At 71.2% G+C, this 22705-nt stretch carries 23 protein-coding genes and 4 tRNA genes; 12 read left to right on the top strand and 15 right to left on the bottom strand.

Features of this window, described 5'->3' with window-relative positions; translation table 11 throughout:
* The 8 genes from CI785_RS00340 to CI785_RS00305 all read right to left on the bottom strand — a co-directional run.
* Positions 1–501, bottom strand: a 501-nt coding sequence (locus tag CI785_RS00340; RefSeq protein WP_420808200.1) for a shikimate dehydrogenase family protein, incomplete at its 3' end; no start/stop codon positions are given.
* Positions 502–1716: an endolytic transglycosylase MltG gene (gene mltG, locus CI785_RS00335; RefSeq protein ID WP_105030123.1), complete on the bottom strand. Its 1215-nt coding sequence runs from the start codon at positions 1714–1716 to the stop codon at positions 502–504.
* A complete protein-coding gene (ruvX, locus tag CI785_RS00330; protein WP_240614911.1) occupies positions 1713–2255 on the bottom strand; it encodes a Holliday junction resolvase RuvX in 543 nt (180 codons plus the stop codon). Before ruvX ends, mltG begins: the two co-directional genes overlap by 4 nt.
* 77 nt (positions 2256–2332) lie before the next feature.
* Positions 2333–5011 (bottom strand): alanine--tRNA ligase, encoded by a 2679-nt coding sequence (gene alaS, locus CI785_RS00325; RefSeq protein ID WP_105030121.1) that lies wholly within the window; start codon positions 5009–5011, stop codon positions 2333–2335.
* A gap of 135 nt (positions 5012–5146) precedes the next feature.
* A complete protein-coding gene (locus CI785_RS00320; RefSeq protein WP_338064861.1) occupies positions 5147–5434 on the bottom strand; it encodes a hypothetical protein in 288 nt (95 codons plus the stop codon).
* A 24-nt stretch (positions 5435–5458) separates the two neighbouring features.
* Positions 5459–5833 carry a DUF948 domain-containing protein gene (locus tag CI785_RS00315; protein WP_105030120.1) on the bottom strand — a complete coding sequence of 125 codons (375 nt, stop codon included), beginning with the start codon at positions 5831–5833 and terminating at the stop codon, positions 5459–5461.
* Between the two features lie 159 nt (positions 5834–5992).
* Entirely contained in the window at positions 5993–6619 is a 627-nt protein-coding gene (gene rpsD, locus CI785_RS00310) for a 30S ribosomal protein S4 (RefSeq protein WP_055771608.1), read from the bottom strand.
* 283 nt (positions 6620–6902) lie between these two features.
* Positions 6903–8381, bottom strand: a complete 1479-nt coding sequence (locus CI785_RS00305) for a replication-associated recombination protein A (RefSeq protein ID WP_105030119.1) — start codon at positions 8379–8381, stop codon at positions 6903–6905.
* Between the two features lie 88 nt (positions 8382–8469).
* On the opposite strand from CI785_RS00305, the gene CI785_RS00300 reads away from it, so the two are divergent.
* Positions 8470–9225: an acVLRF1 family peptidyl-tRNA hydrolase gene (locus CI785_RS00300; protein ID WP_105030118.1), complete on the top strand. Its 756-nt coding sequence runs from the start codon at positions 8470–8472 to the stop codon at positions 9223–9225.
* A 16-nt stretch (positions 9226–9241) separates the two neighbouring features.
* Here CI785_RS00300 and rpe read toward each other — a convergent pair whose 3' ends face one another.
* The 5 genes from rpe to CI785_RS00275 form a co-directional block, all read right to left on the bottom strand.
* Positions 9242–9904 carry a ribulose-phosphate 3-epimerase gene (gene rpe / locus CI785_RS00295; protein ID WP_105030117.1) on the bottom strand — a complete coding sequence of 221 codons (663 nt, stop codon included), beginning with the start codon at positions 9902–9904 and terminating at the stop codon, positions 9242–9244.
* Positions 9905–10048: 144 nt separating this feature from the next.
* Positions 10049–11602, bottom strand: coding sequence for an RsmB/NOP family class I SAM-dependent RNA methyltransferase (locus tag CI785_RS00290; protein WP_105030116.1), 1554 nt, complete (start codon positions 11600–11602; stop codon positions 10049–10051).
* Positions 11599–12549: a methionyl-tRNA formyltransferase gene (locus CI785_RS00285; protein WP_105030115.1), complete on the bottom strand. Its 951-nt coding sequence runs from the start codon at positions 12547–12549 to the stop codon at positions 11599–11601. Before CI785_RS00285 ends, CI785_RS00290 begins: the two co-directional genes overlap by 4 nt.
* Entirely contained in the window at positions 12546–13151 is a 606-nt protein-coding gene (gene def / locus CI785_RS00280; RefSeq protein ID WP_105030114.1) for a peptide deformylase, read from the bottom strand. The genes CI785_RS00285 and def overlap by 4 nt, the downstream gene beginning before the upstream one ends.
* Positions 13152–13406: 255 nt before the next feature.
* The gene (locus CI785_RS00275; RefSeq protein ID WP_105030113.1) at positions 13407–14282 is read right to left on the bottom strand and encodes a cytochrome; all 876 of its coding nucleotides are present in this window, start codon (positions 14280–14282) and stop codon (positions 13407–13409) included.
* A 238-nt stretch (positions 14283–14520) separates the two neighbouring features.
* Between CI785_RS00275 and CI785_RS00270 the strand changes: the two genes are divergently transcribed.
* From CI785_RS00270 to CI785_RS00250, 5 genes are all read left to right on the top strand, one after another.
* A tRNA-Gly gene (locus tag CI785_RS00270) sits at positions 14521–14594 on the top strand.
* Positions 14595–14647: 53 nt separating this feature from the next.
* Positions 14648–14718: transfer RNA gene (locus CI785_RS00265), tRNA-Cys, on the top strand.
* Positions 14719–14744: 26 nt separating this feature from the next.
* Positions 14745–14816 (top strand) — tRNA-Val (locus tag CI785_RS00260).
* A gap of 29 nt (positions 14817–14845) precedes the next feature.
* Positions 14846–14919 (top strand) — tRNA-Gly (locus tag CI785_RS00255).
* A 147-nt stretch (positions 14920–15066) separates the two neighbouring features.
* Positions 15067–15318, top strand: a complete 252-nt coding sequence (locus CI785_RS00250; protein WP_240614910.1) for an antitoxin — start codon at positions 15067–15069, stop codon at positions 15316–15318.
* Positions 15319–15440: 122 nt separating this feature from the next.
* On the opposite strand, the gene zapE is transcribed toward CI785_RS00250, so the two are convergent.
* The gene (zapE, locus tag CI785_RS00245; protein WP_105030111.1) at positions 15441–16472 is read right to left on the bottom strand and encodes a cell division protein ZapE; all 1032 of its coding nucleotides are present in this window, start codon (positions 16470–16472) and stop codon (positions 15441–15443) included.
* Between the two features lie 270 nt (positions 16473–16742).
* Here zapE and CI785_RS00240 point away from each other — a divergent pair, with 270 nt between their 5' ends.
* Positions 16743–17660, top strand: a complete 918-nt coding sequence (locus CI785_RS00240) for a sulfurtransferase (RefSeq protein WP_105030110.1) — start codon at positions 16743–16745, stop codon at positions 17658–17660.
* Positions 17657–18097 (top strand): SufE family protein, encoded by a 441-nt coding sequence (locus tag CI785_RS00235; protein ID WP_105030109.1) that lies wholly within the window; start codon positions 17657–17659, stop codon positions 18095–18097. The genes CI785_RS00240 and CI785_RS00235 overlap by 4 nt, the downstream gene beginning before the upstream one ends.
* Here CI785_RS00235 and CI785_RS00230 read toward each other — a convergent pair.
* On the bottom strand, positions 18081–19358 hold the full coding sequence (locus CI785_RS00230; protein ID WP_240614909.1) for an alpha/beta hydrolase family protein: 1278 nt from the start codon (positions 19356–19358) through the stop codon (positions 18081–18083). The genes CI785_RS00235 and CI785_RS00230 overlap by 17 nt on opposite strands.
* 99 nt (positions 19359–19457) lie before the next feature.
* On the opposite strand from CI785_RS00230, the gene CI785_RS00225 reads away from it, so the two are divergent.
* The 4 genes from CI785_RS00225 (at position 19458) to CI785_RS00210 (ending at position 22672) form a co-directional block, all read left to right on the top strand.
* The gene (locus CI785_RS00225; protein WP_105030107.1) at positions 19458–19943 is read left to right on the top strand and encodes a hypothetical protein; all 486 of its coding nucleotides are present in this window, start codon (positions 19458–19460) and stop codon (positions 19941–19943) included.
* A gap of 14 nt (positions 19944–19957) precedes the next feature.
* The gene (msrB, locus tag CI785_RS00220; RefSeq protein ID WP_105030106.1) at positions 19958–20383 is read left to right on the top strand and encodes a peptide-methionine (R)-S-oxide reductase MsrB; all 426 of its coding nucleotides are present in this window, start codon (positions 19958–19960) and stop codon (positions 20381–20383) included.
* Between the two features lie 220 nt (positions 20384–20603).
* Positions 20604–21968 carry a DUF6421 family protein gene (locus tag CI785_RS00215; protein WP_105030105.1) on the top strand — a complete coding sequence of 455 codons (1365 nt, stop codon included), beginning with the start codon at positions 20604–20606 and terminating at the stop codon, positions 21966–21968.
* Entirely contained in the window at positions 21965–22672 is a 708-nt protein-coding gene (locus CI785_RS00210; protein WP_105030104.1) for an SDR family NAD(P)-dependent oxidoreductase, read from the top strand. The genes CI785_RS00215 and CI785_RS00210 overlap by 4 nt, the downstream gene beginning before the upstream one ends.
* Positions 22673–22705: the final 33 nt, after the last annotated feature.

The raw sequence follows: 22705 nt of genomic DNA, 5'->3' as shown, positions 1-22705 counted from the left end.
CGCCTCGGGGCGCCTGACCAGCACGGCGGCGGTCCGCGCGCCGAGCTGCGCGAGGCCCGCGAGGGCGGCCGCCGCGGTCCCGCCGCCGCCGAGGACCACGGAGTGTCCAGGGGTCCGGACGCCGGCGCCGGCCAGCGCGTGCGCCACCCCGACGACGTCCGTGTTGTGGCCCGTGAGGACCCGGCCGCGTCCCTCGCCGGTGACGACGACGGTGTTGATCACGCCCAGGACGGACGCGGGCGCGGTCGTGGTGTCCACGAGCCGTGCCGCGGCGGCCTTCAGCGGCATCGTGACGGACAGCCCCCGCCAGGCCGGCGTGGCCCGGACGCCGGCGATGAACGCGGCGAGCCCCGCCTCATCGACTTCGACCGCCGTGTAGGAGCAGTCGACGCCGATCGCACGGTACGCCGCGGCATGCAGCAGCGGTGACTTCGAATGCCCGATCGGCAAGCCGATCACGGCGGCCCGGAGGGCGGGCGCGGCAGGTCCGGCCGGCGCCACCTACTCGCAGCGCCCGGGGTGGTCGGTGCACCAGGCCAGGTACTCGTCGACGTAGCGCAGGTGCTCCGCGTAGGTCTCGGAGAACTTGGTCTCGCCCGTGTCCAGGTCGACGGTCACCCAGAAGTAGAACGGGACGTCCGCCGCGTTGACCGTCGCGTCGATCGCCTCGTCGCCGGGGGAACCGATGGGACCCTTCGGCAGGCCGGGGTTGGCGTAGGTGTTGTAGGGGTTGGAGGTGTCCTGCTTCTCCTCGTCCGTGAGCTGGTAGCTGCGCTTGCCGAGACCGTACGTGACGGAGGCATCGGACTGGATGAAGCCGTTGGTCTCCGTGTTCCCGGGCGTGAGGCGGTTGTTGATGGCACCCGCGACCGTGGCGTAGTCGCCCTGCTGCGCCTCGGCCTGCACGATGCTCGCGATCGTCAGGATCCGGTACTGCTCGGAGGGATCGGTCACGCCGTCCTGCGCGAGGCGGTCGGTCGTGGCCTTCACCATCTCGGTGACGATGTCCGTGGCCGTGGCCTCGACGTCGAAACGGTACTCCCCCGGGTGCAGGTATCCCTCGAGGGACAGCGCCTGCTGCGGAAGGCCGAACTGCGTGGGACTCGCCGCGAGGGCCTCGAACTCGGTGCGCGGGATGCCCGTGGAGGTGCTGAGGATGTCGAACACCTCGCCCTGGCGGAGGTCGCGGGCCACTGCGGCGTAGGAGACGAGGGAAGGATCCTCGCCGAGGAGGGCCTCGGCGGCATCGGCGGCGGGCATCTGCAGGCGCATCTCGTACTCGCCCGGCTGGACCTCGCGGCCCTCGGCGATGGCGGCGAGGGCGGCCACGAAGGTCTCGGAATCCGCGACGATGTCGGCGCTCTCCAGTCCGTTGCCGATCGCGAGGGCACCGGCGCCCTCGGTCACGGCGAAGACGGTCTCCTCGCCCCCCGGCCCCGCGTAGTCGGTCACCTCGTTGAAGCCCAGGAAATCGCGCAGCATGAGCGCTGCACCGTAGACGGTGCCGGCGAACAGCAGGACGACCACGACCATGACGACGGTGCGCCGGAGGCGCCTGCGCCGCTTCGCGTCCGACGGCGGGCGGCGGCGCCGGTTCGACTCCTGCGATGCGAAGAACTCCTCGACGGGTTCGGGATGCCCGTGGTCACCGGCGTAGGCGTCGTGCTGGTCGTCGAACTCGGGGGAGGCAGGGGTCTGCCGGGTACGGTTGTTCATGATTCCGGGTCCCTCCTGCTCGTCGAACTGTCCTTGATGACTGGCTCCTCTGTTGGGGTCAGCAGTGGGCGGCGGGCGTCCTCCGCCTCACGCACAGGAACCGGATCCCCCACATCCCGTCCACGTGAACGCTGCATGTCGATGGCATGCTGGAGAATTTCGACGGCAGCCACCTGGTCCACCACCTTACGATGCTCGCGGCTGCTCAAACCAGCCGCGTGCAGCGAGCGGTGGGCCGACACCGTGCTCAGCCGCTCGTCCACCAAGCGTACCGGCACGGGGTGGGCCTGTCGCCGGAGTTCTTCCACGAGCAGCCCCGCATAGGTCCGCGCCATCTCGGCGGACGCGCCCTCCCGGCCGCTGAGGTTCTTCGGCAGACCCACCATGATCTGCACCACGCCGCGCTCCACGGCCTCCCGCACGAGGATCCGCACGTCGCCGTTCCTCCGGGGATCCCGCGTGAGGGTCCGGATCGGTGTGGCGAGCAGGCCGTCACGGTCGCAGCCGGCCAGACCCACCCGGACCTGCCCCACGTCCACGCCGAGTTTCGGGCCGTGCGGGTAGGGAGCGTCGGGCGCGCCCCCCGCTCCCCCGGCCTCGCCCGTCACCGCGTCGATCAGCGTTCCGCGACCGCGGTGCGGATGGCCGACAGCGCATCGGGGATGCGCGAGGCATCCGATCCACCGCCCTGGGCGACGTCGTCCTTGCCGCCACCGCCTCCTCCGAGCACCTTCGCCGCCGTGCGCACCAGGGCGCCGGCCTTCACACCGGCGGCGCGCGCGGCCTCGTTGGTGGCGACGAGGACGAGCGGGCGGTCCTGGGAGACGGCCGTCGCGGCGACGACGGCCGCGTCCGACCCGAGCCGTCCGCGCAGATCGAGCACGAGCGTGCGGAGGTCGTCCGCACCGCCCACCTCGCCGGCGTCGTGTGCGATGAGGCGCACACCGTCGACGTCCACGACGGTGTCGACGAGCGACGCGGCCGCGACGGCGAGCTGTTCCTTGCGCAGCCGGTCGAGCTCGCGCTCGGCGGCCTTGAGCTTGCCGAGGGTGGCCGAGAGCCGTTCCGGCAGCTGGGCGGAGGGAACCTTCAGCATCTCCGAGAGCTCGGAGACGAGGGCCCGCTCCGCGGCGAGGTGACGGAACGCGTCGAGCCCGACGAGGGCCTCGACCCGCCGGTTGCCGGAGCCGACCGACTGCTCACCGAGCAGCGTGAGGCTCCCGATGAGCGAGGTCGAGGCCACATGGGTGCCGCCGCAGAGTTCCCGCGAGAACTCCGCGTTCATCTCCACCACGCGGACGGTGTCGCCGTACGCCTCGCCGAACAGCGCGGTGGCCCCCAGGGCCTTCGCATCGGCGAGGGACATGATCTTCGTCTCGACCTCGTAGTTGTTGCGGATCGCGATGTTGGACACCTCCTCGATCTCCGAACGCGCCGCGGCACTGATGCCCTCGCCCCAGGAGAAGTCGAAGCGCAGGTACCCGGCCTTGTTGAACGAGCCGCGCTGGAGCGCCTCGGGGCCGAGGATCTCGTGGAGCGCCGCGTGGACGATGTGCGTCCCCGAGTGGGCCTGCTCCCCCGCATGCCGGCGCTGTCGGTCGACGGCAGCGACCACCGTCGCGCCCGGGGCGATCTCGCCCTCGCGGACCACCGCGCGGTGCACGCTGAGGCCCTTGATCGGGCGCTGGACGTCGAGGACCTCGACGACGAATCCGTCGCCGGTGATGAGGCCGACGTCGGCGGCCTGGCCGCCCGCCTCGGCGTAGAACGGGGTCTGGTCGAGGACCAGTTCGATCTCGTCGCCCTGGAGCGCGCTCGGGATCGACTGCCCCTTGTCCAGCACGCCGACGACCGTCGCCTCGGTGGTGAGCTCGTCGTAGCCGGTGAACACCGTCTGGCCGCGGCCGAGGAGCTCGGTGAAAGCCGTGAGGTCGGCGTGGCCGGCCTTCTTGCCGCGGGCGTCCGCCTGGGCGCGCTGCCGCTGTTCGAGCATGAGGGAGCGGAAGCCGTCGGCGTCCACCGCCAGGCCGGCCTCCTCGGCCATCTCCAGCGTCAGGTCGATCGGGAACCCGTACGTGTCGTGGAGGGTGAAGGCGTCCTGCCCGGACAGCGGTCGCTCCTCGGCCAGGGACTCGCGGACCGCCTCCTCGAGCCTGGCGGTGCCCGAGGCGATAGTGCGCAGGAACGCCTTCTCCTCGGCGTAGGCGATGCGGCTGATGCGCTCGAAGTCGGTCTCGACCTCCGGGTACACGCCCTTCATGGCGTCCCGCGAGGAGGGCAGCAGCTCCGGCAGGCAGGCCTTCTCCACGCCGAGGAGGCGCATGGCGCGGACGGCCCGGCGGATGAGGCGGCGCAGCACGTAGCCGCGGCCCTCGTTGGAGGGGGTGACGCCGTCGGCGATGAGCAGCAGGGAGGAGCGGATGTGGTCGGCGACGACGCGCAGCCGGACGTCGTCGGTGTGGTGCGGGTCGTCGGGCGACTCCGCACTCGTGTACGTCCTGCCGCTGAGTGCCGCAGCGCGGTCGAGGACGGGCCGCACCTGGTCCGTCTCGTACATGTTCTCGACGCCCTGCAGGATCATCGCGAGGCGCTCGAGGCCCAGGCCCGTGTCGATGTTCTTCTTCGGGAGCTCGCCGAGGATCTCGAAGTCGTCCTTGCCGGTCCCCTCGCCGCGCTGGTACTGCATGAAGACGAGGTTCCAGATCTCCACATAGCGGGTGTCGTCGGCCTCGGGGCCGCCGTCCACGCCGTAGGAGGGTCCGCGGTCGTAGAAGATCTCGGAGCAGGGACCGGCCGGCCCGGGCTGGCCGGTGGACCAGTAGTTGTCCTTCTTGCCCATCTTCTGGATACGCTCGGCCGGCACGCCGATGCTGTCGCGCCAGATCGCCAGCGCTTCGTCGTCCTCGTGGTAGACGGTGATCCAGAGCCTCTCGGGAGGCAGCCCGAACCCGCCGTCCGCGACGTCGCGGGTCAGCAGGTCCCACGCCATGCGGATGGCCTCGGCCTTGAAGTAGTCGCCGAACGAGAAGTTGCCGCACATCTGGAAGAACGTGCCGTGCCGCGCGGTCTTGCCGACCTCCTCGATGTCCCCCGTGCGGATGCATTTCTGGACGCTCGTGGCCCGCGCGTACGGGGCCACCTCGCGCGCGGTGAGGTACGGGATGAACGGCACCATGCCGGCGACGGTGAACAGCAGTGACGGGTCGGAGGAAATCAGCGACGCCGAGGGGACGACGGTGTGCCCGTTCTTCTCGAAGTAGCTCAGCCAGCGGCTGGCGATCTCGTGGGACTTCATGGGGGCGATCCTTCGGTGGTGGGTCGGGACGCGGAGACTCCGGCCCGAGCGGGGGTGCCCGGTCGCAGGCGACAGCCTCCGCCCGGGCGGGCGGAGGCTGCGGCCCCGCTGCCGGCGTCGGGAGGGTGGTGCGTCCTAGCGGAGCGAGCGGCGGGAGGCCGGGACGGCGTCGACGGGAGCGGAGGTGGAGGGCGCGGAGGGCGCGGCGGGCGCCTCGACGCCGAGCGCGGCGCGGAGGTCGTTCTCGCGCTCGGTCATGGCCGAGCGCAGGGCATCGGCGAAGTCGGCGATGCTGTCGCTGATCTGCCCGACGGCGCGGTTCACTCCCTCGGGCCCGAGGGTGGACTTCGCCTTCGACACCTTGCGGACGGCGACGACGCCGATGGTGACACCGGCGGCGAGCCAGAAGACTCTTCTGATCATCGTTCTCTCTCCGTTCGTTGGGTGCTAGCGGCTGCGGCGGCGGCGGGCGGGGGACGTGCGGCCGGCGAGGGCGGAGCGGACGCCGTAGGAGAACGCCGAGACCTTGATGAGCGGGGCGCCGATCGTGGCCGCGACGAGCGATGACAGCGCGGAGATGTTGGCCGAGGCGTCGGACACGTTGGTGGTGATGCCGTCCACGGCCTTGAGCTGCTGGTGGGTGGTGTTCACGGTGCTCGTGACCTCCCCGATCAGCGGCGTCGTCTCGTCGGTGACGGTGCGGATCGCCTTGCGCAGCTCGTCGAACACGCGGCCGAGCTTCCAGATCGGCACGGCCAGCAGCAGGACCAGGACGGCGAATACGCCGGCAGCTATCAGGCCGGCAATATCTCCACCTGACATGGGCGGTCTCCTTTACGCAGGGGTACACCGCCTTGAACGAGCGGCATGGGAATTCGTGCTCCTAGTACCTTACAGAACGAAGAGCCCGCGGCGGTTGCCACGGGCTCTTCGTTCAGCCTTCGCGCTGTGCGCCTGCGGACTCCGCCGGCGTCGGGGCGTCTAGCGTGCGTAGTACTCGACGACGAGCTGCTCTTCGCAGGTCACGGGGACCTCGGAGCGCTTGGGGCGACGCACGAGGCGTGCCTGGAGCTTGTCGAGCTGGACGTCCAGGTAGCCGGGGACGGCGGGGAGGACGTCGCGGTGCGCACCGGCGGCAGCAACCTGGAGCGGGACCATGGTCTCGCTGCGGCTGTGGACGTGGATGAGCTGGCCTTCGGCCACGCGGAACGACGGGCGGTCCACGCGGGCGCCGTCGACCATGATGTGACGGTGCACGATGAGCTGACGCGCCTGGGCGCTCGTGCGGGCGAAGCCTGCACGGAGGACGAGGGCGTCGAGACGCATCTCGAGGAGTTCGATCAGGTTCTCACCGGTCAGGCCTGCGGTGCGGCGGGCTTCCTCGAAGATGCGGGCCATCTGCGCCTCGCGGATGTTGTACTGCGCGCGCAGACGCTGCTTCTCGCGCAGGCGTACGGCGTAGTCGCTGTCCTGCTTGCGACGCGCGCGGCCGTGCTGGCCCGGCGCGTACGGCCGGCGCTCGAGGTACTTCTCCGCCTTCGGGGTGAGGGCGATGCCGAGGGCTCGCGAGATGCGGACCTTCCGGCGGGCACGTGTGTTGTTAGCCACGTTTACCTTTCGATGATTTTTGCGGCGAAGAAGCGGACAGCCACGGGGGCGTCCGCACTTCCTGGTGTCGCTGGCCTCCACATGCGGAGAGCCGGGATTGGCCGCTTCCCGGTACTACAGTCCGCCGCGACCCTGGTCGCCGACCCGCACCGCGCGGCAGGAGACCTGCTGCGGACCACGGGAGGACGACTGGTACACGACGACTTGCCAGTCAGCGACCAATATTAGCAGTGCGCGGGTCACGCAGCCGAATCGCCGCCCGCACACGGCGCCGCCCCCGCTGCTACTTCCCGCGGATGATCCTGCGCAGCCGCGCCAGGCGGGCGGAGATGTCCCGCTCCGAACCCCGGTCGGTGGGCTCGTAGTAGTCCCGTCCCACGAGGTCGTCCGGGGCGTACTGCTGCAGCGCGATGCCGTGGGGCTCGTCGTGGGAGTACACGTAGCCCTTGCCGTGCCCGAGCTGGCTCGCCCCGGGGTAGTGCGCGTCCCGCAGGTGGGCGGGGATACCCTGCCCGCGGCCCGCCCGGACATCGGCGATGGCGGAATTGATGCCGTTGTACGCCGCGTTGGACTTCGGCGCGGTGGCGATGTGCACCACCGCCTCGGCGAGGATGATGCGCGCCTCGGGCATGCCGACGAGCTGCACGGCCTGCGCGGCGGCGACCGCGGTCTGCAGCGCCGTGGGATCGGCCATGCCGACGTCCTCGGATGCCGAGATCATCAGCCGGCGGGCGATGAACCTCGGGTCCTCGCCCGCCTCGAGCATCCGCGCGACGTAGTGCAGCGCCGCGTCCACGTCCGACCCGCGGAGCGACTTGATGAACGCGCTCGCCACGTCGTAGTGCTGGTCCCCCGCGCGGTCGTAGCGCAGGGCGGCGACGTCCACCGCCTTCTCCGCATGGTCCAGGGTGACGAGCGCGGGGAGCGCCTCCTGGCCGTCCTCCTGCTCGGCGTCCTCGGCGTCCTCTCCCCCGTGGCCGACCGGCCCGTCGGGCTGGTGCGCGGCGGAGTGCGACTCCCGCTCGGACCGGGCGACGCCGGCGGCCGCCTCCAGGGCCGTCAGCCCGCGCCGCGCGTCCCCTGCCGCCAGCCGGACGAGGTGCTCGAGGGCGTCCCCGGAGACCTCCACCGTCCCGGCGAGCCCGCGTTCGTCGTCGACCGCGCGTTCGAGCAGGCCCCGGATGTCCGCCTCGTCGAGCGGCCGGAGGGTCTGCAGCAGCGAGCGCGAGAGCAGCGGTGACACCACCGAGAACGACGGATTCTCGGTGGTGGCCGCGATCAGCACCACCCACCCGTTCTCCACGCCGGGCAGCAGGGCGTCCTGCTGAGCCTTGTTGAAGCGGTGGATCTCGTCGAGGAACAGCACGGTCGTCTGCCGGTACAGGTCGCGGGAGGTGAGCGCCTCGTCCATGACGCGCCGCACGTCCTTGACGCCCGCGGTGATGGCCGACAGTTCGACGAACTTCCGGCCCTGGCCGCGGGCGATCACGTGCGCGAGCGTCGTCTTGCCGGTCCCCGGCGGTCCCCACAGGATGACCGATGACGGCGCCGCATGCGCGCCGGGGTCGTGCTCGCCGGCGAGGGTGCGCAGCGGCGATCCGCGGCCCAGCAGGTGCTGCTGGCCGACCACCTCGTCCAGCGTGCGCGGCCGCATCCGGACGGCGAGGGGACTGCGCGGCCGCACCGTCCCCGCTGCACGGGAGGTGCTGGAGGGGACGTCGTCCGCGTCGTCGTCGGCCGCCGCGCTGAATAGATCATTCACAGCCCCAACGTTACTGTGGGCCTCTGACGGGTCCGGTGCCGTGCGGTGCCGCCTCCGCAGCCTCCACCGTCGCCCTCGAAGGAGCTCCATGTCCCCGACCAGGTCCGTGCTCGTCGACGCCCGGCGGCTCGACGGCTGGCTCGCACGGTTCGAGGCGCGGAACGGTCCGTATACCGTGAGCCTCGCGACGGGCCGTGACGACGGCTCCCTCGACGTCGTCGCCGGGAACGGGTGCACGGCCCTCCTGACCCCACCCCTCCTGCCCCGGGCACGACCGGGCGGGGAGTCCGCTGCCGGATCGCGCGCGGGTACAGGATCCCGCGCGACCACGGAGGGGAGCATTCCGCCCGCGTCCGGTGCAGCCGAGGAGTCGTCGCCGGATGCCGACGGCCTCGTTCCCTCGCTGCTGTCGGGGATCGACACGGCCACCACCGTGGGACTGCTGCTGATCCGGCGGGGCGGCTACTCGGTGGGAGTCGCCGCGGCGGGTCAGGTGCTGGCCTCGAAGACGGGCACGCGGTACGTGCAGGGCAGGACCGCCGCCGGCGGATGGTCCCAGCAGCGCTTCGCCCGGCGACGCGCCAACCAGGCGGACGCCCTCGTCGAGGAGACCGCGGTGAGGGCGGCCGCGGTGTTCCGCGCGCACCCGCCGTCGTGCCTCCAGCTCGGGGGCGATAGGACGCTCGCGGCCGCGGTGCTCGGCGAACCCGCCCTGACGGCCTTCGCGAAGCTGCCGCAGGTCCCCTTCCTCACCGTGCCCGACCCGCGGTTCGCCGTCCTGAAGGAGGCTGCCGGCTCGGCGCTGTCCGTTCGGATCACGGTGACGGACCCGCCCTCCACCTGACCGGCAGGGCCGGGCCTCAGGCCGGACGGGACGCCGCGGAGCGCAGGGCCGAGATGGCGGAGGCGGCATCGTCGGCGCCATAGACGGAGGAACCCGCGACGAAGACGGTCGCCCCGGCATCGGCCGCGCGGAGGATGGTTTCCTCGGTGATGCCGCCGTCCACCTGGATGACCAGGGGAAGGTCCGCCCCGCGGATCGCCGCTGCCGCCCGGCGGATCTTCGGCAGGGTGAGGTCCAGGAAGGACTGCCCGCCGAAGCCGGGTTCCACGGTCATCACGAGCAGCATGTCGAGTTCGGCGAGCATGTCGAGGTAGGGCTCCACCGGCGTCGCAGGGCGCAGCGCCATCCCGGCCTTCGCCCCGGTGTCCCGCAGTTCCCGTGCGAGCTTGATCGGGGCGGTCGCCGCTTCCGCGTGGAAGGTGACGGACGCCGCTCCCGTCCCGGCATAGAGAGGTGCCCAGCGGTCGGCGTCCTCGATCATGAGGTGCACGTCCAGCGGGAGCGGACTGACCTCCTGGATCCGGCGGACGACCGGCAGGCCGAGTGTCAGGTTCGGCACGAAGTGGTTGTCCATGACGTCCACGTGCACCGCATCGGCGGTGCCGATCCGCTGCAGTTCGGACTCGAGGTTGGCGAAGTCGGCGGAGAGGATGCTCGGGTTGATACGCAGGTGCGTCACGGTTCTTCCCTTCGTTGCCCCGGGGCCCGCGCCCTCAGGGGGCAGCGGCCGGGTGTCTTGGTGCGGAGTCTTCGGTGCGGAATCCTTGGTGCGGAATCCTTGGTGCGGAGTCTTCGGTGCGGAATCCTCGGTGCGGAGTCCTCGTCAGGGAGTCTTCCTGATGAGTGCGAGATACATGGCATCCGTGCCGTGCACGTGCGGCCACAGCTGGGCGCTCGCGCCGTGTCCCGCCCCGAGCGCTCCACCGATGCTCACGGCGTCGAGCGCAGCGCCCGCGTCCAGGCGCTCGAACCCCTCGCGCTTGCGCAGGCAGTCGTCGACGACGGCGTCCGTCTCGGCGTGGTGCGGTGAGCAGGTGACATAGGCCACCACGCCACCCGGCGCGACGGCGTCCAGGGCCGAGGCCAGCAGTTCGCGCTGCAGCGGAGCGAGGGTCACCAGGTCCGCGGGCCGGCGACGCCACCGCGACTCGGGGCGACGCCGCAGAGCGCCGAGACCCGTGCACGGGGCGTCGACGAGCACGCGGTCGTAGGCGCCGGGCTGTTCCCGTCCGAGATCGCGCCCGTCACCGACCCGCACCGTCCAGGAGTCCTCCGGCAGCGGTCGCAGCGCCTGGCGGACCAGCTGGGCGCGGTGCGGGACCGGCTCGTTCGCCGTCAGGTGGACGCCGGCGTCCTGGCCCAGTGCCGCCAGCAGGGCCGTCTTGCCGCCGGGGCCGGCGCACAGGTCGAGCCAGCGCTCGGGGCCCTGTGCCTCCCGCTCGTCGAGCGGGACACCCGCCAGGGCGCGGGCCACGAGCTGGGAGCCGGAGTCCTGCACCCGGAGGGTCCCGATCGAGACGCCGGGGAGCCGGCTGACATCCCCGCCGGAGTAGTAGGCCGAGCCGGGCGCGAGGCGTCCCGGTTCGGCGCCCTCGGCGAGGGCGTCGTCCACGGTGGCGAGCCCTGGCAGGGCCACGAGGTGCACCACGGGCGCTGCGTTGTCGGCGGCGAGCAGCGCGTCGATCTCGGCGACGTCGCGCCCGTGGGCGACGAGCGCCTGGCGCAGGGCGCGCACGATCCACTCGGGGTGGCTGTAGGTCAGGGACGCGATGGCGGTCGCATCCGTCATGCCGGACACGAGCTCGCCGATCCAGCCCTGGAGATCGCGTGCTGCCACCTTGCGGAGGACCGCGTTCACGAGCGACGACGGGCCCGCCCCGATGACCGCGCGGACGAGCCCGACCGTCTGGTCGAGCGCCGCGTGGGCGGGGACGCGCATGGCGAGGAGCTGGTGGACGCCGATCCTCAGGGCGTCGAGCACCGCGGGGTCGAGCTGGTCTAGGGGGCGGTCCACGCAGCGAGCCAGGACGGCGTCGTAGGTTCCCTGGCCCCGGAGCGCACCGTAGGTGAGTTCGGTGGCGAAGCCGGCATCGCGCCGGTCCAGGCGGTGCTTGCGGATGCTCGCCGGCAGGACGAGGTTGGCGTAGGCGTCCTCGGCGGCGACGGCACGCAGGACCTCGAAGGCGACGAGGCGTGCCGGGTCGGCGCGCCGCGTGCGCTGGGACGGCGCGGAGGAGGAGTACTGGCGCTCACCACCGCGGTTGCGCTCGCGCCCCTGCTCGTTGCGGCGCCGGTTGCCACCCTGCCCGGTACCGCCCGGGCCGCGCGGCGTGCCGGCTCCCCTGGAACCGCGATCATTGCCTCCGGTCTCACTCACTCGAACACCAGCTCTCCGCGCGCTATCGCGCCCCGTGCCCAGTCGAGGGCGTTCATCATCTTCTTGCCTGCCGGCTGGACCTCACCGAGGGCCAGTGGATCGGTGCCCGTTCCCACGAGGACCTCCCGCCCGGCCAGGCGCACCGCGCCCGGCGCCAGCACCCCGGGCACGGCCACGTCGGCCGACGCCCCGTGTCCGACCGACGCGGGGCGGACCGGACCGAGTTTCAGCCGCTGTCCGTCGAGCAGGCTCCAGGCCCCCGGTTCGGGGGTCACGGCGTTCACGCGGCGGCGCACCGCAGGGGCGGGGTCCGACCAGCGGATCCTCGCGTGGTCGATGCTCAGCTTGGGTGCGAGGCTCGGCTCCCCTGCCTGCGGCGTCGCCGTCACCTGACCGGCGTCGATGCCCGCGAGGGTCTGCACGAGCAGCACGGCGCCGCTCGACGCCAGGCGCTCCAGCACCTCGCCGCTCGTCGCGGAGGGTTCGAGGGTCTCGGTCATCACGCCGAAGACGGGCCCGGTGTCCAGCCCCTCCTCGAGACGGAAGGTCGTGGCACCCGTGATCGCGTCCCCGGCGAGCACGGCGTGCTGCACGGGGGCCGCACCGCGCCATGCGGGCAGGACGGAGAAGTGCAGGTTGATCCAGCCGTGTCTCGGCACGGCCAGGCCTGCCGGCGGGACGATCCCCCCGTAGGCGACGATGGCCGCGGCGTCGAGATCGAGGGCCGCGAGTGCGCCGATCAGCTCCGTCGTGAAGCGGTTGGCCTTCAGCACCGGGAGTCCGAGCGCTTCGGCGGCCACAGCGACGGGGCTCGGGGTCAGCACCCTCTTGCGCCCCACCGGGGCGTCGACGCGCGTGAGGACCGCGGCGACGTCGAACCCGGCGTCCACGAGCGCCCGCAGTGAGGGGATGGCGACCTCGGGCGTTCCGGCGAAGAGGACCCTCATCGGGTGGTCCGGCCGAAGGCACCGGTGCCGCCGGGAGCGGGAGGCGATCCCGGTGTGAAGCTCGACCCGAGCGTCCTGGACCGCTCGGCCGCGGTCCGGGAGGTCACGCGGTTGTAGTCGGCGCTCCGGATGGCACGGAGGGCGTTCCTGCGGTCCTCGCCCTGGAGCCGGTCGATGTACAGGGTGCCGCGCAGATGGTCGGTCTCGTGCTGGAGGGCGCGGGCGAGCATGCCCCTCCCCTCGACCACGACGTCCTGCCCGGACACGTCCTTGCCGGTGACACGCGCCCATTCCGTCCTGTCCACGAAGCTGCCGAGCCCTGGCACGGAGAGGCACCCCTCGACGTCGGACTCGCCCTGGGACGCACCGTCGGTCTCGAGCACCGGGTTCACCACATGGCCCCGCACCCCGTCCACGCGATAGGTGAACACCTGCAGCCCGATCCCCACCTGGGGTGCGGCCAGCCCTGCACCCTGGACGTCGATCATGGTCTCGGTCATGTCCTCGACCAGCCGCGCGAGCTCCGGTCCGAAGTCGGTCACCTCGGCGGCCGGTGTGCGGAGGATCGGATCACCGATCATGCGGATACTCAGGACGGCCATCGGTGCTCGGTTCCTCGCTTCGGTCACGGGCTGCGCGGGGGCGCGCAGAACAGGAGTACGGGATGCCCGCGGTCCTGCTGCGGCCGCGAGGCTCCCGACAATCCTAGTGCCGTGTCGCCGGACGGGTCGCCGGGGCAACCCCGCGTGCGGCCCTGGCGGAACGGCCGACGACCGTCGCAGGGCCGAACCCTCGCCCGTGCGTCAGGCGGGGATGGCCGACCGGGTGTGCCGGGCAGCCCGATCCGCGCCCGTGCGTCAGGCGGGGAGGGCCGACCCGGTCGGTACGGCGGCGGAGGGCGGCGGACTGACGGGCAGCAGAGCGCGGCCGGCCTCCTCGGCGAGCAGCCCCGCCTCCCAGGCGCGCCGCAGCGCGCAGAAGCGGAGCCAGTGGGTCCTCAGCACCTCCGGGTTGGCACGCATGGCCCGCACCTCGGTCTGCCCGACGGCGACGCCGAGCAGCAGCGGCTGGTCCCCGTGCGGCCACGCGCGCCATTCACCCTTCTCGGGGTCCACGAGGCATTCCTCGGCCTTCATCCCCGCGACGAGCTGCATGACCACCTTGTCGTCGAGGGCCTTCACGAAGCCGTCCCGGTCGGTGTTCTTGGTCTTGTAGTCGATGAGGCAGGTCCGCCCGCCGATGGTGGCGACGAGGTCCAGGGTTCCCGCGTAGCCGAGCTCGGTGTTCCAGACGGTCAGTTCGGGCTCCACCGGCCGCACGTCGTAGAGGTCCCACCAGTCGTCGAACCGGTCGGCGAAGCCCGTCTCGCCGTTCTCCTCCAGGGCCAGGCGGGCGGCGTCGAGCTCCTCGGGACGCCCCAGCGCTCGCAGGGCGACCTGCTCGCAGTAGTGGTGCACGCGCGTACCGCGGAGGGCGGCCTCGTCGCGGTAGCGCTCGGCCGCGGAGGCCGCATCGCGAACCGCCGACCGCAGCTCGGACGGGTTGCCGAGCGCGACGGGCAGCCGGGGATCCCGCGAGAGCGCGCTGGCCGCCATGTGGCCGAACCAGCCCCCGAGTGAGGTGGGAAGCTGCGAGATCACCGTGGTGATCGACGGGACGGAGGGCTGTTCCGTCGTCGAGCGGGCGTACATCCTGCCGTGGGGCGTCGCGTGGGCGAGGAGCGGGGCGGTCATGGGTCCAGTCTCTCAGGTGCCTCTGACAGGCCGCGCCGCGGACCCGCGCCCTGCGGGCGGTGCCGGTGCGCACCGCAGTAGGCGCCGGGAGCCGCCGATTGGACGAACCCCCAAACGTCCTATAGAGTTTTTTCTCGTTGGAAAACGAAGAACTACCGCGAAATGCACCACGTCGAGCGGCNAGAACTACCGCGAAATGCACCACGTCGAGCGGCGGTTCGGAGGTTGTTTTTCTTCTGCGGACGTAGCTCAGCTGGCTAGAGCACCACCTTGCCAAGGTGGATGTCGCGGGTTCGAATCCCGTCGTCCGCTCGCAAGTCACTGTATGGCCGGATCAGTCCGGTGACCGGAGCTCCTCCGGTCACGGTGGGGTGGCCGAGAGGCGAGGCAGCGGCCTGCAAAGCCGTATACGCGGGTTCGAATCCCGTCCCCACCTCGTTACAGAACGAGCACCATGAAAATGGGCGATTGGCGCAGCGGTAGCGCGCTTCCCTGACACGGAAGAGGTCACTGGTTCGATCCCAGTATCGCCCACGACGGCGCCCCCTCGGGGGCGCTTTTTTGCGGACGTAGCTCAGCTGGCTAGAGCACCACCTTGCCAAGGTGGATGTCGCGGGTTCGAATCCCGTCGTCCGCTCGGATAGCACCGGCCGGTCCTCGCGAGGACCGGCCATTTTCATGCCCGAGATCGGTAGCTCTTCCTCCCAGGACACGCCCATCTTCCTCGCCTATGCTTGGAGGAGCGGAAACGGGACTGCGTTTCCACGACCGAAAGGAGGTGTCCGTGGGTTTATTGGACGGGCTCAAGGGCAGGGCCGGCACCCTCGCGGGTAAGGCGACCGAATTCATCGGCGGTAATTCCGACAAGGTGAAGAACGGCATCGGGAAGGCTGGCGGCTTCGTCGACAGCAGGACCCATGGCAAGTACTCGCGTCACATCAGCGGGGTGCAGATGAAGGCTTCGCAGATGGTCGACCAGATCGACAAGAAGGACGGTAAGGGCGGCAACGCCCCCACGCCTCCGCCGGCCGTGTGATCCCAGCCTGGCAATGAAGGAGCGCCGGTCCCGCCGAGAGGCGGCACCGGCGCTTCTTGCGTCTCCGTCCGCGACGTGATCGACCTGGCGTCCGGGGATGATCACCGCGAAGCGTGGAGCACCTAGCTCGGGACGTCGCTCCCCTGCCGCGCGAGGGCCGTCAGGCGGGAGACCGCACGGTAGTACTTCTTCATGTAGCCGCCACCCATCATCTCCTCGGTGAAGAGGTTGTCGAAGGTGGTGCCGCTGGCCATGATCGGCACGTCGCGGTCGTACAGACGGTCGGCCAGGACCACGAAGCGCAGCGCCACGGACTGCTCGGTGATGGTCTGCACGTTGTGCCATGCCACGGCGTCGACGCCGTCCAGGAGCTGCCGGTAGCGGCTCGGGTGGACGTCCGCGAGGTGCCGGATGAGGGACGCGAAGTCGTCCTCCGCGAGCACGCCCCCCGAGTAGGAGGCGATCCGGTCCCGCAGGGCGGCGTCGTCGATCGCCTCCGGGGCCTGGGGCAGTCCGCGGTGGCGGTAGTCCTCGCCGTCGATCCGCGCGACCTCGAACTGGTCGGCGAGGACCTGGATCTCCCGCTGGAAGTCCTCGGCGGCGAAGCGTCCGTCGCCGAGCGAGCCGGGCAGCGTGTTGGAGGTCGCGGCGAGCTTGACGCCGGCGTCGGCCAGTTCCCGCATGAGGCGGGACATCAGCACGGTGTCCCCGGGGTCGTCGAGCTCGAACTCGTCGATGCAGACCAGGCTGTAGCCGCTGAGCGCTTCGACCGTCTTGCGGAAGCTCAGCGCTCCCACGAGATTGGTGTACTCGACGAACGTGCCGAACGCCTTCCTCCCGGAGGACGCGTGCCACAGCGAGGCCAGGAGGTGTGTCTTCCCGACGCCGAACCCGCCGTCGAGGTACAGGCCGGCCCGTGTGGGGTCCTTCCTCCCACCGAACAGCTTCCGCAGTCCCGAGGGCTCCGGCTCGTTGACGGCGACGGCGAAGTCCCGGAGCTTGGCGACGGCCGCGGACTGCGACGGCTGCTGCGGGTCGGGGCGGTAGGAGTCGAAGGACACGTCGCCGAAGCGCGGCGAGGGGTAGAACCCGTCCAGCAATTCATCGACGGAGACCTTGGGGGAACGCTCTGTCAGGTGTTCGATGGCTGGCACGGATCTGGACCGCTTTCTGTTTCCGGCAAGGGGCGAGGGCGGCGGCCCGGCAGGTGCCGCTCCGCTAGGCAAGACTACGGCAAGCAGGCGCGTCCGCCGGGTTGAGGACGGGGGCCGCGGGCCCTTGACCGGGCTGCCCTCAGGGGCCGGGCAGGGCGGTCGCTGCGCAGCAGCAGACGCGGAAGCAATTGCCGCATCGCGTGGTTAGGCTAGGTGGAAGGACACCCGAGGAGCGCGCCGCGCGTGCTCACAGCCCCACGAAAGGCCGCAATGCCCCTGTCTCCAGACCCGCAGGACAAGTTCGCCGAGTACGCCCACCCGGAACGTCTCGTCTCCACAGCGTGGCTCGCCGACAACCTCGGGGCGGACGGCCTGGTGGTCGTGGAGTCCAGCGAGGACGTCCTGCTGTACGAGACCGGGCACGTGCCCGGCGCCGTGAAGATCGACTGGCACACCGAACTCAACGACGAGGTGACCCGCGACTACGTGGACGGCGAGGGCTTCGCCCGCCTCATGGCCGCCAAGGGCATTGAGCGTGATTCCACCGTGGTGATCTACGGGGACAAGAGCAACTGGTGGGCCGCCTATGCCCTCTGGGTCTTCACCCTCTTCGGCCACGAGGACGTGCGCCTGCTCGACGGCGGCCGCGACAAGTGGGTCGCCGAGGGCCGTGCCCTGACCACGGACAGGCCCGAGGTGGCACCCACGGACTACCCCGTCGTCGAGCGGGACGACGCGTCGGTGCGTGCCTACATGACCGATGTCCTGGCGCATCTGGGCAAGCCGCTCATCGACGTCCGCTCCGGCGACGAGTACACGGGCGCCCGCACTACGATGCCTGCCTACCCCGAGGAGGGCGCCCTGCGCGGCGGTCACATCCCCACCGCGAAGTCCGTCCCGTGGGCGCGGGCCGCGGCGGAGGACGGCACGTTCCGTCCTCGCGCCGAGCTCGATGCGATCTACCGGGACGAGGCGGGCCTGCAGGACGGCGACGACGTCGTCGCGTACTGCCGGATCGGCGAGCGATCCAGCCACACCTGGTTCGTGCTGAAGCACCTCCTCGGCTTCGACACCGTCCGCAACTACGACGGTTCGTGGACCGAGTGGGGCAACGCCGTGCGCGTCCCGATCGTCCGCGGCAGCGAGCCCGGCGAGGTGCCCGCGGTCAGGGCGCAGGCCGCCCGATGACCGCCGGGGCCGTCCCGGCGAAGCTCGCCGAGATCATCGACGATTTCCAGGACCTGTCCGAGCCCGACCGGCTGCAGCTCCTGCTCGACTTCTCCCGGGAACTCCCGGACCTGCCCGAGCGCTACGGCGACCACCCCGAACTGCTGGAGCAGGTGGTCGAGTGCCAGAGCCCGCTGTTCCTGACCATGGAGATCGGCGCGGAGCCCGAGCGGCCCGTGCACCTGTTCTTCTCGGCACCCCGCGAGGCCCCGACCACGCGCGGGTTCGCCGGGGTGCTCCTCGAGGGACTCGACGGGCTGCCGGCCGACGAGGTCCTCGCCGTGCCGGACGACGTGCCGGACCGCCTGGGCCTGACCCGCGCCATCACTCCCCTGCGGATGCGCGGCATGGCCGCCATGCTCGGACGCATCAAGCGCAAGATCAGGGAAGCGCAGTAGGCTCGGGCGTCCCGGCGTCGGGCACCTTCCCGCCGGGAAGGGTCCGCCCGAACAGGAGACCGTCGAGCCAGCGCTCGACCACGGACTCCCACCGCTGCGGGTCCACGTTCCACTCCTTGGTGTGGCGCGCGCGGTGGAACCGCTCGAGGGTCACGAAGGCGGGGTTCTTCGCCGCCAGGTTCGCGGAGGGACCGATCGGGACGAACTCGTCGTCCTCGCTGTGCAGCACGAGGGTGGGCAGGGTCAGCTGCTCCGCGCGGGCGATCCAGTCCATGCTCTTGAGGTCCAGCGGCGCGGCCAGGCCCGTGATCCTGCGTGCCCGCGGGTTCGCCAGGAGGTACTGTCCGAGCCTGCCGACGGGCGCGGGGATCCGGTTGAGCTCCGCGTGGTGCGCGAGCACCTCCATCCAGTTGATGACCGGGCCGTCCAGCACCAGGGCGACGATGCGGCGTCGGTGCCGCGAGAGGTCCGCGGTGCGCAGGACGATGGCCCCGCCCATGGACCAGCCGAACAGCACCACGTCGCGGGCCCCGTGCGACACCGCGTAGTCGATCGCGGCGTCGACGTCCTGCCATTCGGTCATGCCGAGGCCGTAGCGGCCGTCCGGTGCCGACGGCGCCTCGCCGTCGTTCCGGTACGACAGCACCAGGCTCGTCAGTCCGAGGCGACGCGCGGGGGTGAGGGCTCGCAGCGCCTCGGCGCGTGACGCGCCTCGACCGTGCACCATGATCGCCCACGTCCGGGCGGGCTTCTCCGCCCGGACGAGCCAGGCCGGGGCCGAGCCGCCCTCGACGGGGATGATGACCTCCTCGTCGGCGAACCCCATGGCCGACGGCGAGGGGTAGACCGCGCCACCCCACCAGCCGCGGGTCGCGGAGGCGAGATCGCCCGTGTACACCTTCTCCACCTCGCGCTCGACCGTCCCCTCGCGCGGCACGTAGGAGCGGATGGCCCCGATCCGGGCGTGGCCCGTGCCCTTGTCGAAGTGGAGGCTGTAGGTGCCCTCGACGGTCGTGTCGTCGTTCGCGGGGAGGATCACGCTCTGGTTCCCGGCGGGTCCGAGGACGGCGAGGATGTCCAGGTTCTCGTCGCGGCCACGCGCCGGGATCACGATCTGCCGTGCGAAGTACACGGCGAGTCCGGAGACCGCGCCGGCGGCCGAGGACGCGAGGGCGGCCCCCGCCCCGACCCCGAGCGCCGTCCACTTGAGCCAGGGCGCAGGGATCCGGTGGACCGCGGCCGTCGACATCTCAGTTGCCATGCCTCCATTTCTACCCTGCTTCCGCCCCGGGCGGCCGAGCACGGCGGGCGCGTCGCGCGACTCGCGGCGGATGGGAGGGCCCCGCAGTACAGTGACGCCATGACGCAAACGATCATCGTCCTGGCCGAGGAAGCCCTGACCCGTCCCGACCTGGTGAACCTGCGGACCCTGGAAGGGGACGATCCCGCGGACGTCGTCGTCCTGATCCCGGAGGACCGCAACGAGTCCGTCCTCGGCGAGTTCTTCCGCCACCTGAGCCTGCTGGAGGTCGGGGAGGCCTTCCGGTCCTTCTCCCCCGACGACCGGCGCCACGACGAGGACGCGGCCCGCAGTGCCCTGGCGGCGTCGCTCCGGCTGCTCACGGACGAGGGGTTCGCCGCACGCGGCCGGACGACCACGGGCAACCCCGTCGAGGCCCTCGTGCAGGAGGCCGCGGACACCGCGGCCACTCAGGCCGTCGTCATCACGCGGCCGCATGCGATGGCCGACACCTTCCACACCGATTGGGCCAACAGGGCGCAGGACAAGCTGGGCATCCCCGTCCTGCACCTGTACTCCGGCTCGGGATTTATTGGCGACTCGTAGACGTTGCACGCACTATGACTACCGAACGCGATACCTTCCGGCCCGAGATCGAGAAGTCCGACGACGAATGGCGTCAGGAGCTGACGCCGCAGGAGTTCCAGGTGCTGCGCAAGGCCGGCACGGAGCGCCCGTACACCGGGGAGTACTTCGACGCGAAGACGGCGGGGACCTACGAGTGCCGCGCATGCGGCGCCGAACTGTTCACGAGTAACGAGAAGTTCGACTCGCACTGCGGCTGGCCCTCCTTCTGGGCCCCGCTCGCCGAGGACAAGGTCCGTTACCTGCACGACCGCTCCCTGGGCATGGAGCGCATCGAGGTGCGCTGCGCCCGCTGCGACTCGCACCTCGGACACCTCTTCAAGGGCGAGGGCTTCGACACCCCCACCGACCAGCGCTTCTGCATCAACTCCATCTCCATGAAGCTGGTACCCGCCGGATGACCGACGGGCGACCGCACGGATCAACACGAAGGCCGGCCCACGGGCCGGCCTTCGTGCGTCCCCGGGCTCCTCGGGGCTAAGCCCGGCTGGCCCTGGGGTCGGCGTGCAGGTCCATGAGCATAAGCTTTGCTGTCCTACGGCGCACTGGGGCGTAAGCGGAGCTGTTCATGTTGCTACGCTCGCGACAAACGGACCACCGCACATCCCGGAAGCAGGAGCAATGACCCTCACCCCCCTCGCATCACTGGACAGCACCCCGCAGGAGACGGCCGCCTGGCACGTACTGAAGACCGCGGTGCAGCACCTGCGCCTCCTGCAGGTCAAGGACGGATCCATCCCGGACCCCGAGGACCACGCTGCCGCCGCGACGTACACCGCCTCCATCACCGCCGCCGTACAGGAGCTCGCCCCCCTGTTCCCGCACGACGCCGACTATCTCGACCGCACCGTCACGGCCTTCGACGCCTGGCGGTCGAGCGGCTTCTCCGTCCCGGACTTCCTCGAGCCGCTGCTGGCCTTCCAGCCCCAGCTGGACCGGGTCGACGGCCTGCGGCACCTCGTGGTCTTCCCCATGTACACCCAGAACGGCAGCACCAGCCGCCTCGTCGAAGCCGTGCTCATCGAGGTCCTCTGGCCGGAGTTCGTCGGCGAGCTGGAAGCCGGCGCCTACTCCAATGCACTGTTCGTCCCCATCCGGTTCCTCGACTTCACGGAGGGCTACAACACCAACTCCGCCGTGCTCTTCCCCGAGACGGTCGCCGTCAGCTCCACACCCACCTTCACCTGGGGCGCCATCTTCGCCGACCGCGAGGCGGCCCGCTTCCGCCGCGTCGTCCGGGCAGCCGCGGAGATCACGCGCCTCGACCTGCCCGAGGACGCCCTGGAACTCCTCGACGACCAGAAGCTCACGGAGGAGACCTTCGTGATGTGGGACCTCATCCACGACCGCACCCACATGCGCGGCGACCTGCCGTTCGATCCGTTCATGATCAAGCAGCGCATGCCGTTCTTCCTGTACTCGCTCGAGGAGCTGCGGTGCGATCTCACGGCCTTCCGCGAGTCCGTCCGGATCGAACGCGACGACGACGCCTCCCCCGAGGCACGCAGGCACGCGAAACTCGTGCAGTACGCCGTCATCTTCGACCGCATCTTCCGCTTCAGCATCACCGGCAGCCGCGTGCGCAACTACGACGGCCTCGGCGGTCAGCTCCTGTTCGCCTGGATGCACCAGCACCGGGTCCTGCACTGGACGGACACCAAGCTCACCATCGACTGGGACGAGGCCGCCGATGTCGTCATGGCCCTCGGCGAGCAGATCGAGCAGCTGTACTGGCGCTCCATCGACCGGCCGAAGATCGCGCACTGGCTCGTCGCGTACGAGCTCGTCTCCGCGACGGTCACCCCGCACCCGGCCTCCGTCTGGGCCAAGGGACCCGACGCCCTCGAGCTCCTGGGGCCGCCGCGCGCCCTCACCGACGCCGTGCTCGACGACGAGTTCCCGCTGTCGATGTTCTTCGAGGCCCTGGAGCGCAAGATGAAGCCGGTCATCGAGTCCACCGCCGGAATCACCGCGGACGCCGCATGAGCGCAGCACCCGGTGCCCGGACGGCCGTCGTGGCCGGTGCCACGAGCGCGTCCGGCATCGCCCTCACCCGTCGGCTCCTCGCGGACGGTCTGGGCGTCGTGGCCGTCGGCTCCGACGCCGGGCGACTCGCGGTGGCGTTCGAGGGGCTCGAGGGTGTGGACCGGCAGGTGTGCGACCTCACGGACGAGTCGGCCGTCGGTGGGCTCGCCGAGCGCGTACTCGCCGACCACGGGGGTGCCGATGCCCTGTTCCACCTCGTGGGCGGCTGGCGGGGCGGTCGGGGCATCACCACGCAGACGACGGCGGACTACGAGGCCCTCCACCGGTCGGTGTTCCTCACGCTGTTCAACACCAGCCGGGCGTTCTACGACCAGCTGTCCGAGCGCGGAGGACGGCTCGCCGCCGTGAGCGCGACGGCGGTCGCCGCGCCGACCGCGGGCAACGCCTCCTACGCCGCCGTGAAGGCGTCCGTGGACGCCTGGCTGCAGGCCGTGGCCCATGGCTTCGCCGGGGGCGGCACCGGGGCGGCCGCGACGGCCGTCGTCGTCAAGGCACTCGTCGACGACGCCCTGCGGCAGCAGCACCCCGAACGGAGGTTCCCCGGCTTCACGCACGTCGAGGACCTCGCCCGGGTCCTGGCGTCCCTGCCCGGCGCGGCGGCCACCGAGGTCAACGGTGCCCGCATCGACGCCGTCGGGGCATAGGTGCCGCTCGGGGATAATGGGACGGTGACCGAC

This window comes from Arthrobacter ruber (assembly GCF_002954225.1).
GTDB lineage: Bacteria > Actinomycetota > Actinomycetes > Actinomycetales > Micrococcaceae > Arthrobacter_D > Arthrobacter_D ruber.
The sequence above is the reverse complement of the archived record's forward strand: the minus strand, read 5'-3'. Positions and strand labels throughout refer to the sequence as shown.

Bases quoted from the DNA above. Each gene is read 5' to 3' on its own strand.
- mltG (WP_105030123.1), bottom strand. From the start codon at position 1,716: ATGAACAACCGTACCCGGCAGACCCCTGCCTCCCCCGAGTTCGACGAC.
- alaS (WP_105030121.1), bottom strand. From the start codon at position 5,011: ATGAAGTCCCACGAGATCGCCAGCCGCTGGCTGAGCTACTTCGAGAAG.
- CI785_RS00320 (WP_338064861.1), bottom strand. From the start codon at position 5,434: ATGATCAGAAGAGTCTTCTGGCTCGCCGCCGGTGTCACCATCGGCGTC.
- CI785_RS00315 (WP_105030120.1), bottom strand. From the start codon at position 5,833: ATGTCAGGTGGAGATATTGCCGGCCTGATAGCTGCCGGCGTATTCGCC.
- CI785_RS00300 (WP_105030118.1), top strand. From the start codon at position 8,470: ATGTCCCCGACCAGGTCCGTGCTCGTCGACGCCCGGCGGCTCGACGGC.
- CI785_RS00285 (WP_105030115.1), bottom strand. From the start codon at position 12,549: ATGAGGGTCCTCTTCGCCGGAACGCCCGAGGTCGCCATCCCCTCACTG.
- def (WP_105030114.1), bottom strand. From the start codon at position 13,151: ATGGCCGTCCTGAGTATCCGCATGATCGGTGATCCGATCCTCCGCACA.
- CI785_RS00275 (WP_105030113.1), bottom strand. From the start codon at position 14,282: ATGACCGCCCCGCTCCTCGCCCACGCGACGCCCCACGGCAGGATGTAC.
- CI785_RS00240 (WP_105030110.1), top strand. From the start codon at position 16,743: ATGCCCCTGTCTCCAGACCCGCAGGACAAGTTCGCCGAGTACGCCCAC.
- CI785_RS00235 (WP_105030109.1), top strand. From the start codon at position 17,657: ATGACCGCCGGGGCCGTCCCGGCGAAGCTCGCCGAGATCATCGACGAT.
- CI785_RS00230 (WP_240614909.1), bottom strand. From the start codon at position 19,358: ATGGCAACTGAGATGTCGACGGCCGCGGTCCACCGGATCCCTGCGCCC.
- CI785_RS00225 (WP_105030107.1), top strand. From the start codon at position 19,458: ATGACGCAAACGATCATCGTCCTGGCCGAGGAAGCCCTGACCCGTCCC.
- msrB (WP_105030106.1), top strand. From the start codon at position 19,958: ATGACTACCGAACGCGATACCTTCCGGCCCGAGATCGAGAAGTCCGAC.
- CI785_RS00215 (WP_105030105.1), top strand. From the start codon at position 20,604: ATGACCCTCACCCCCCTCGCATCACTGGACAGCACCCCGCAGGAGACG.
- CI785_RS00210 (WP_105030104.1), top strand. From the start codon at position 21,965: ATGAGCGCAGCACCCGGTGCCCGGACGGCCGTCGTGGCCGGTGCCACG.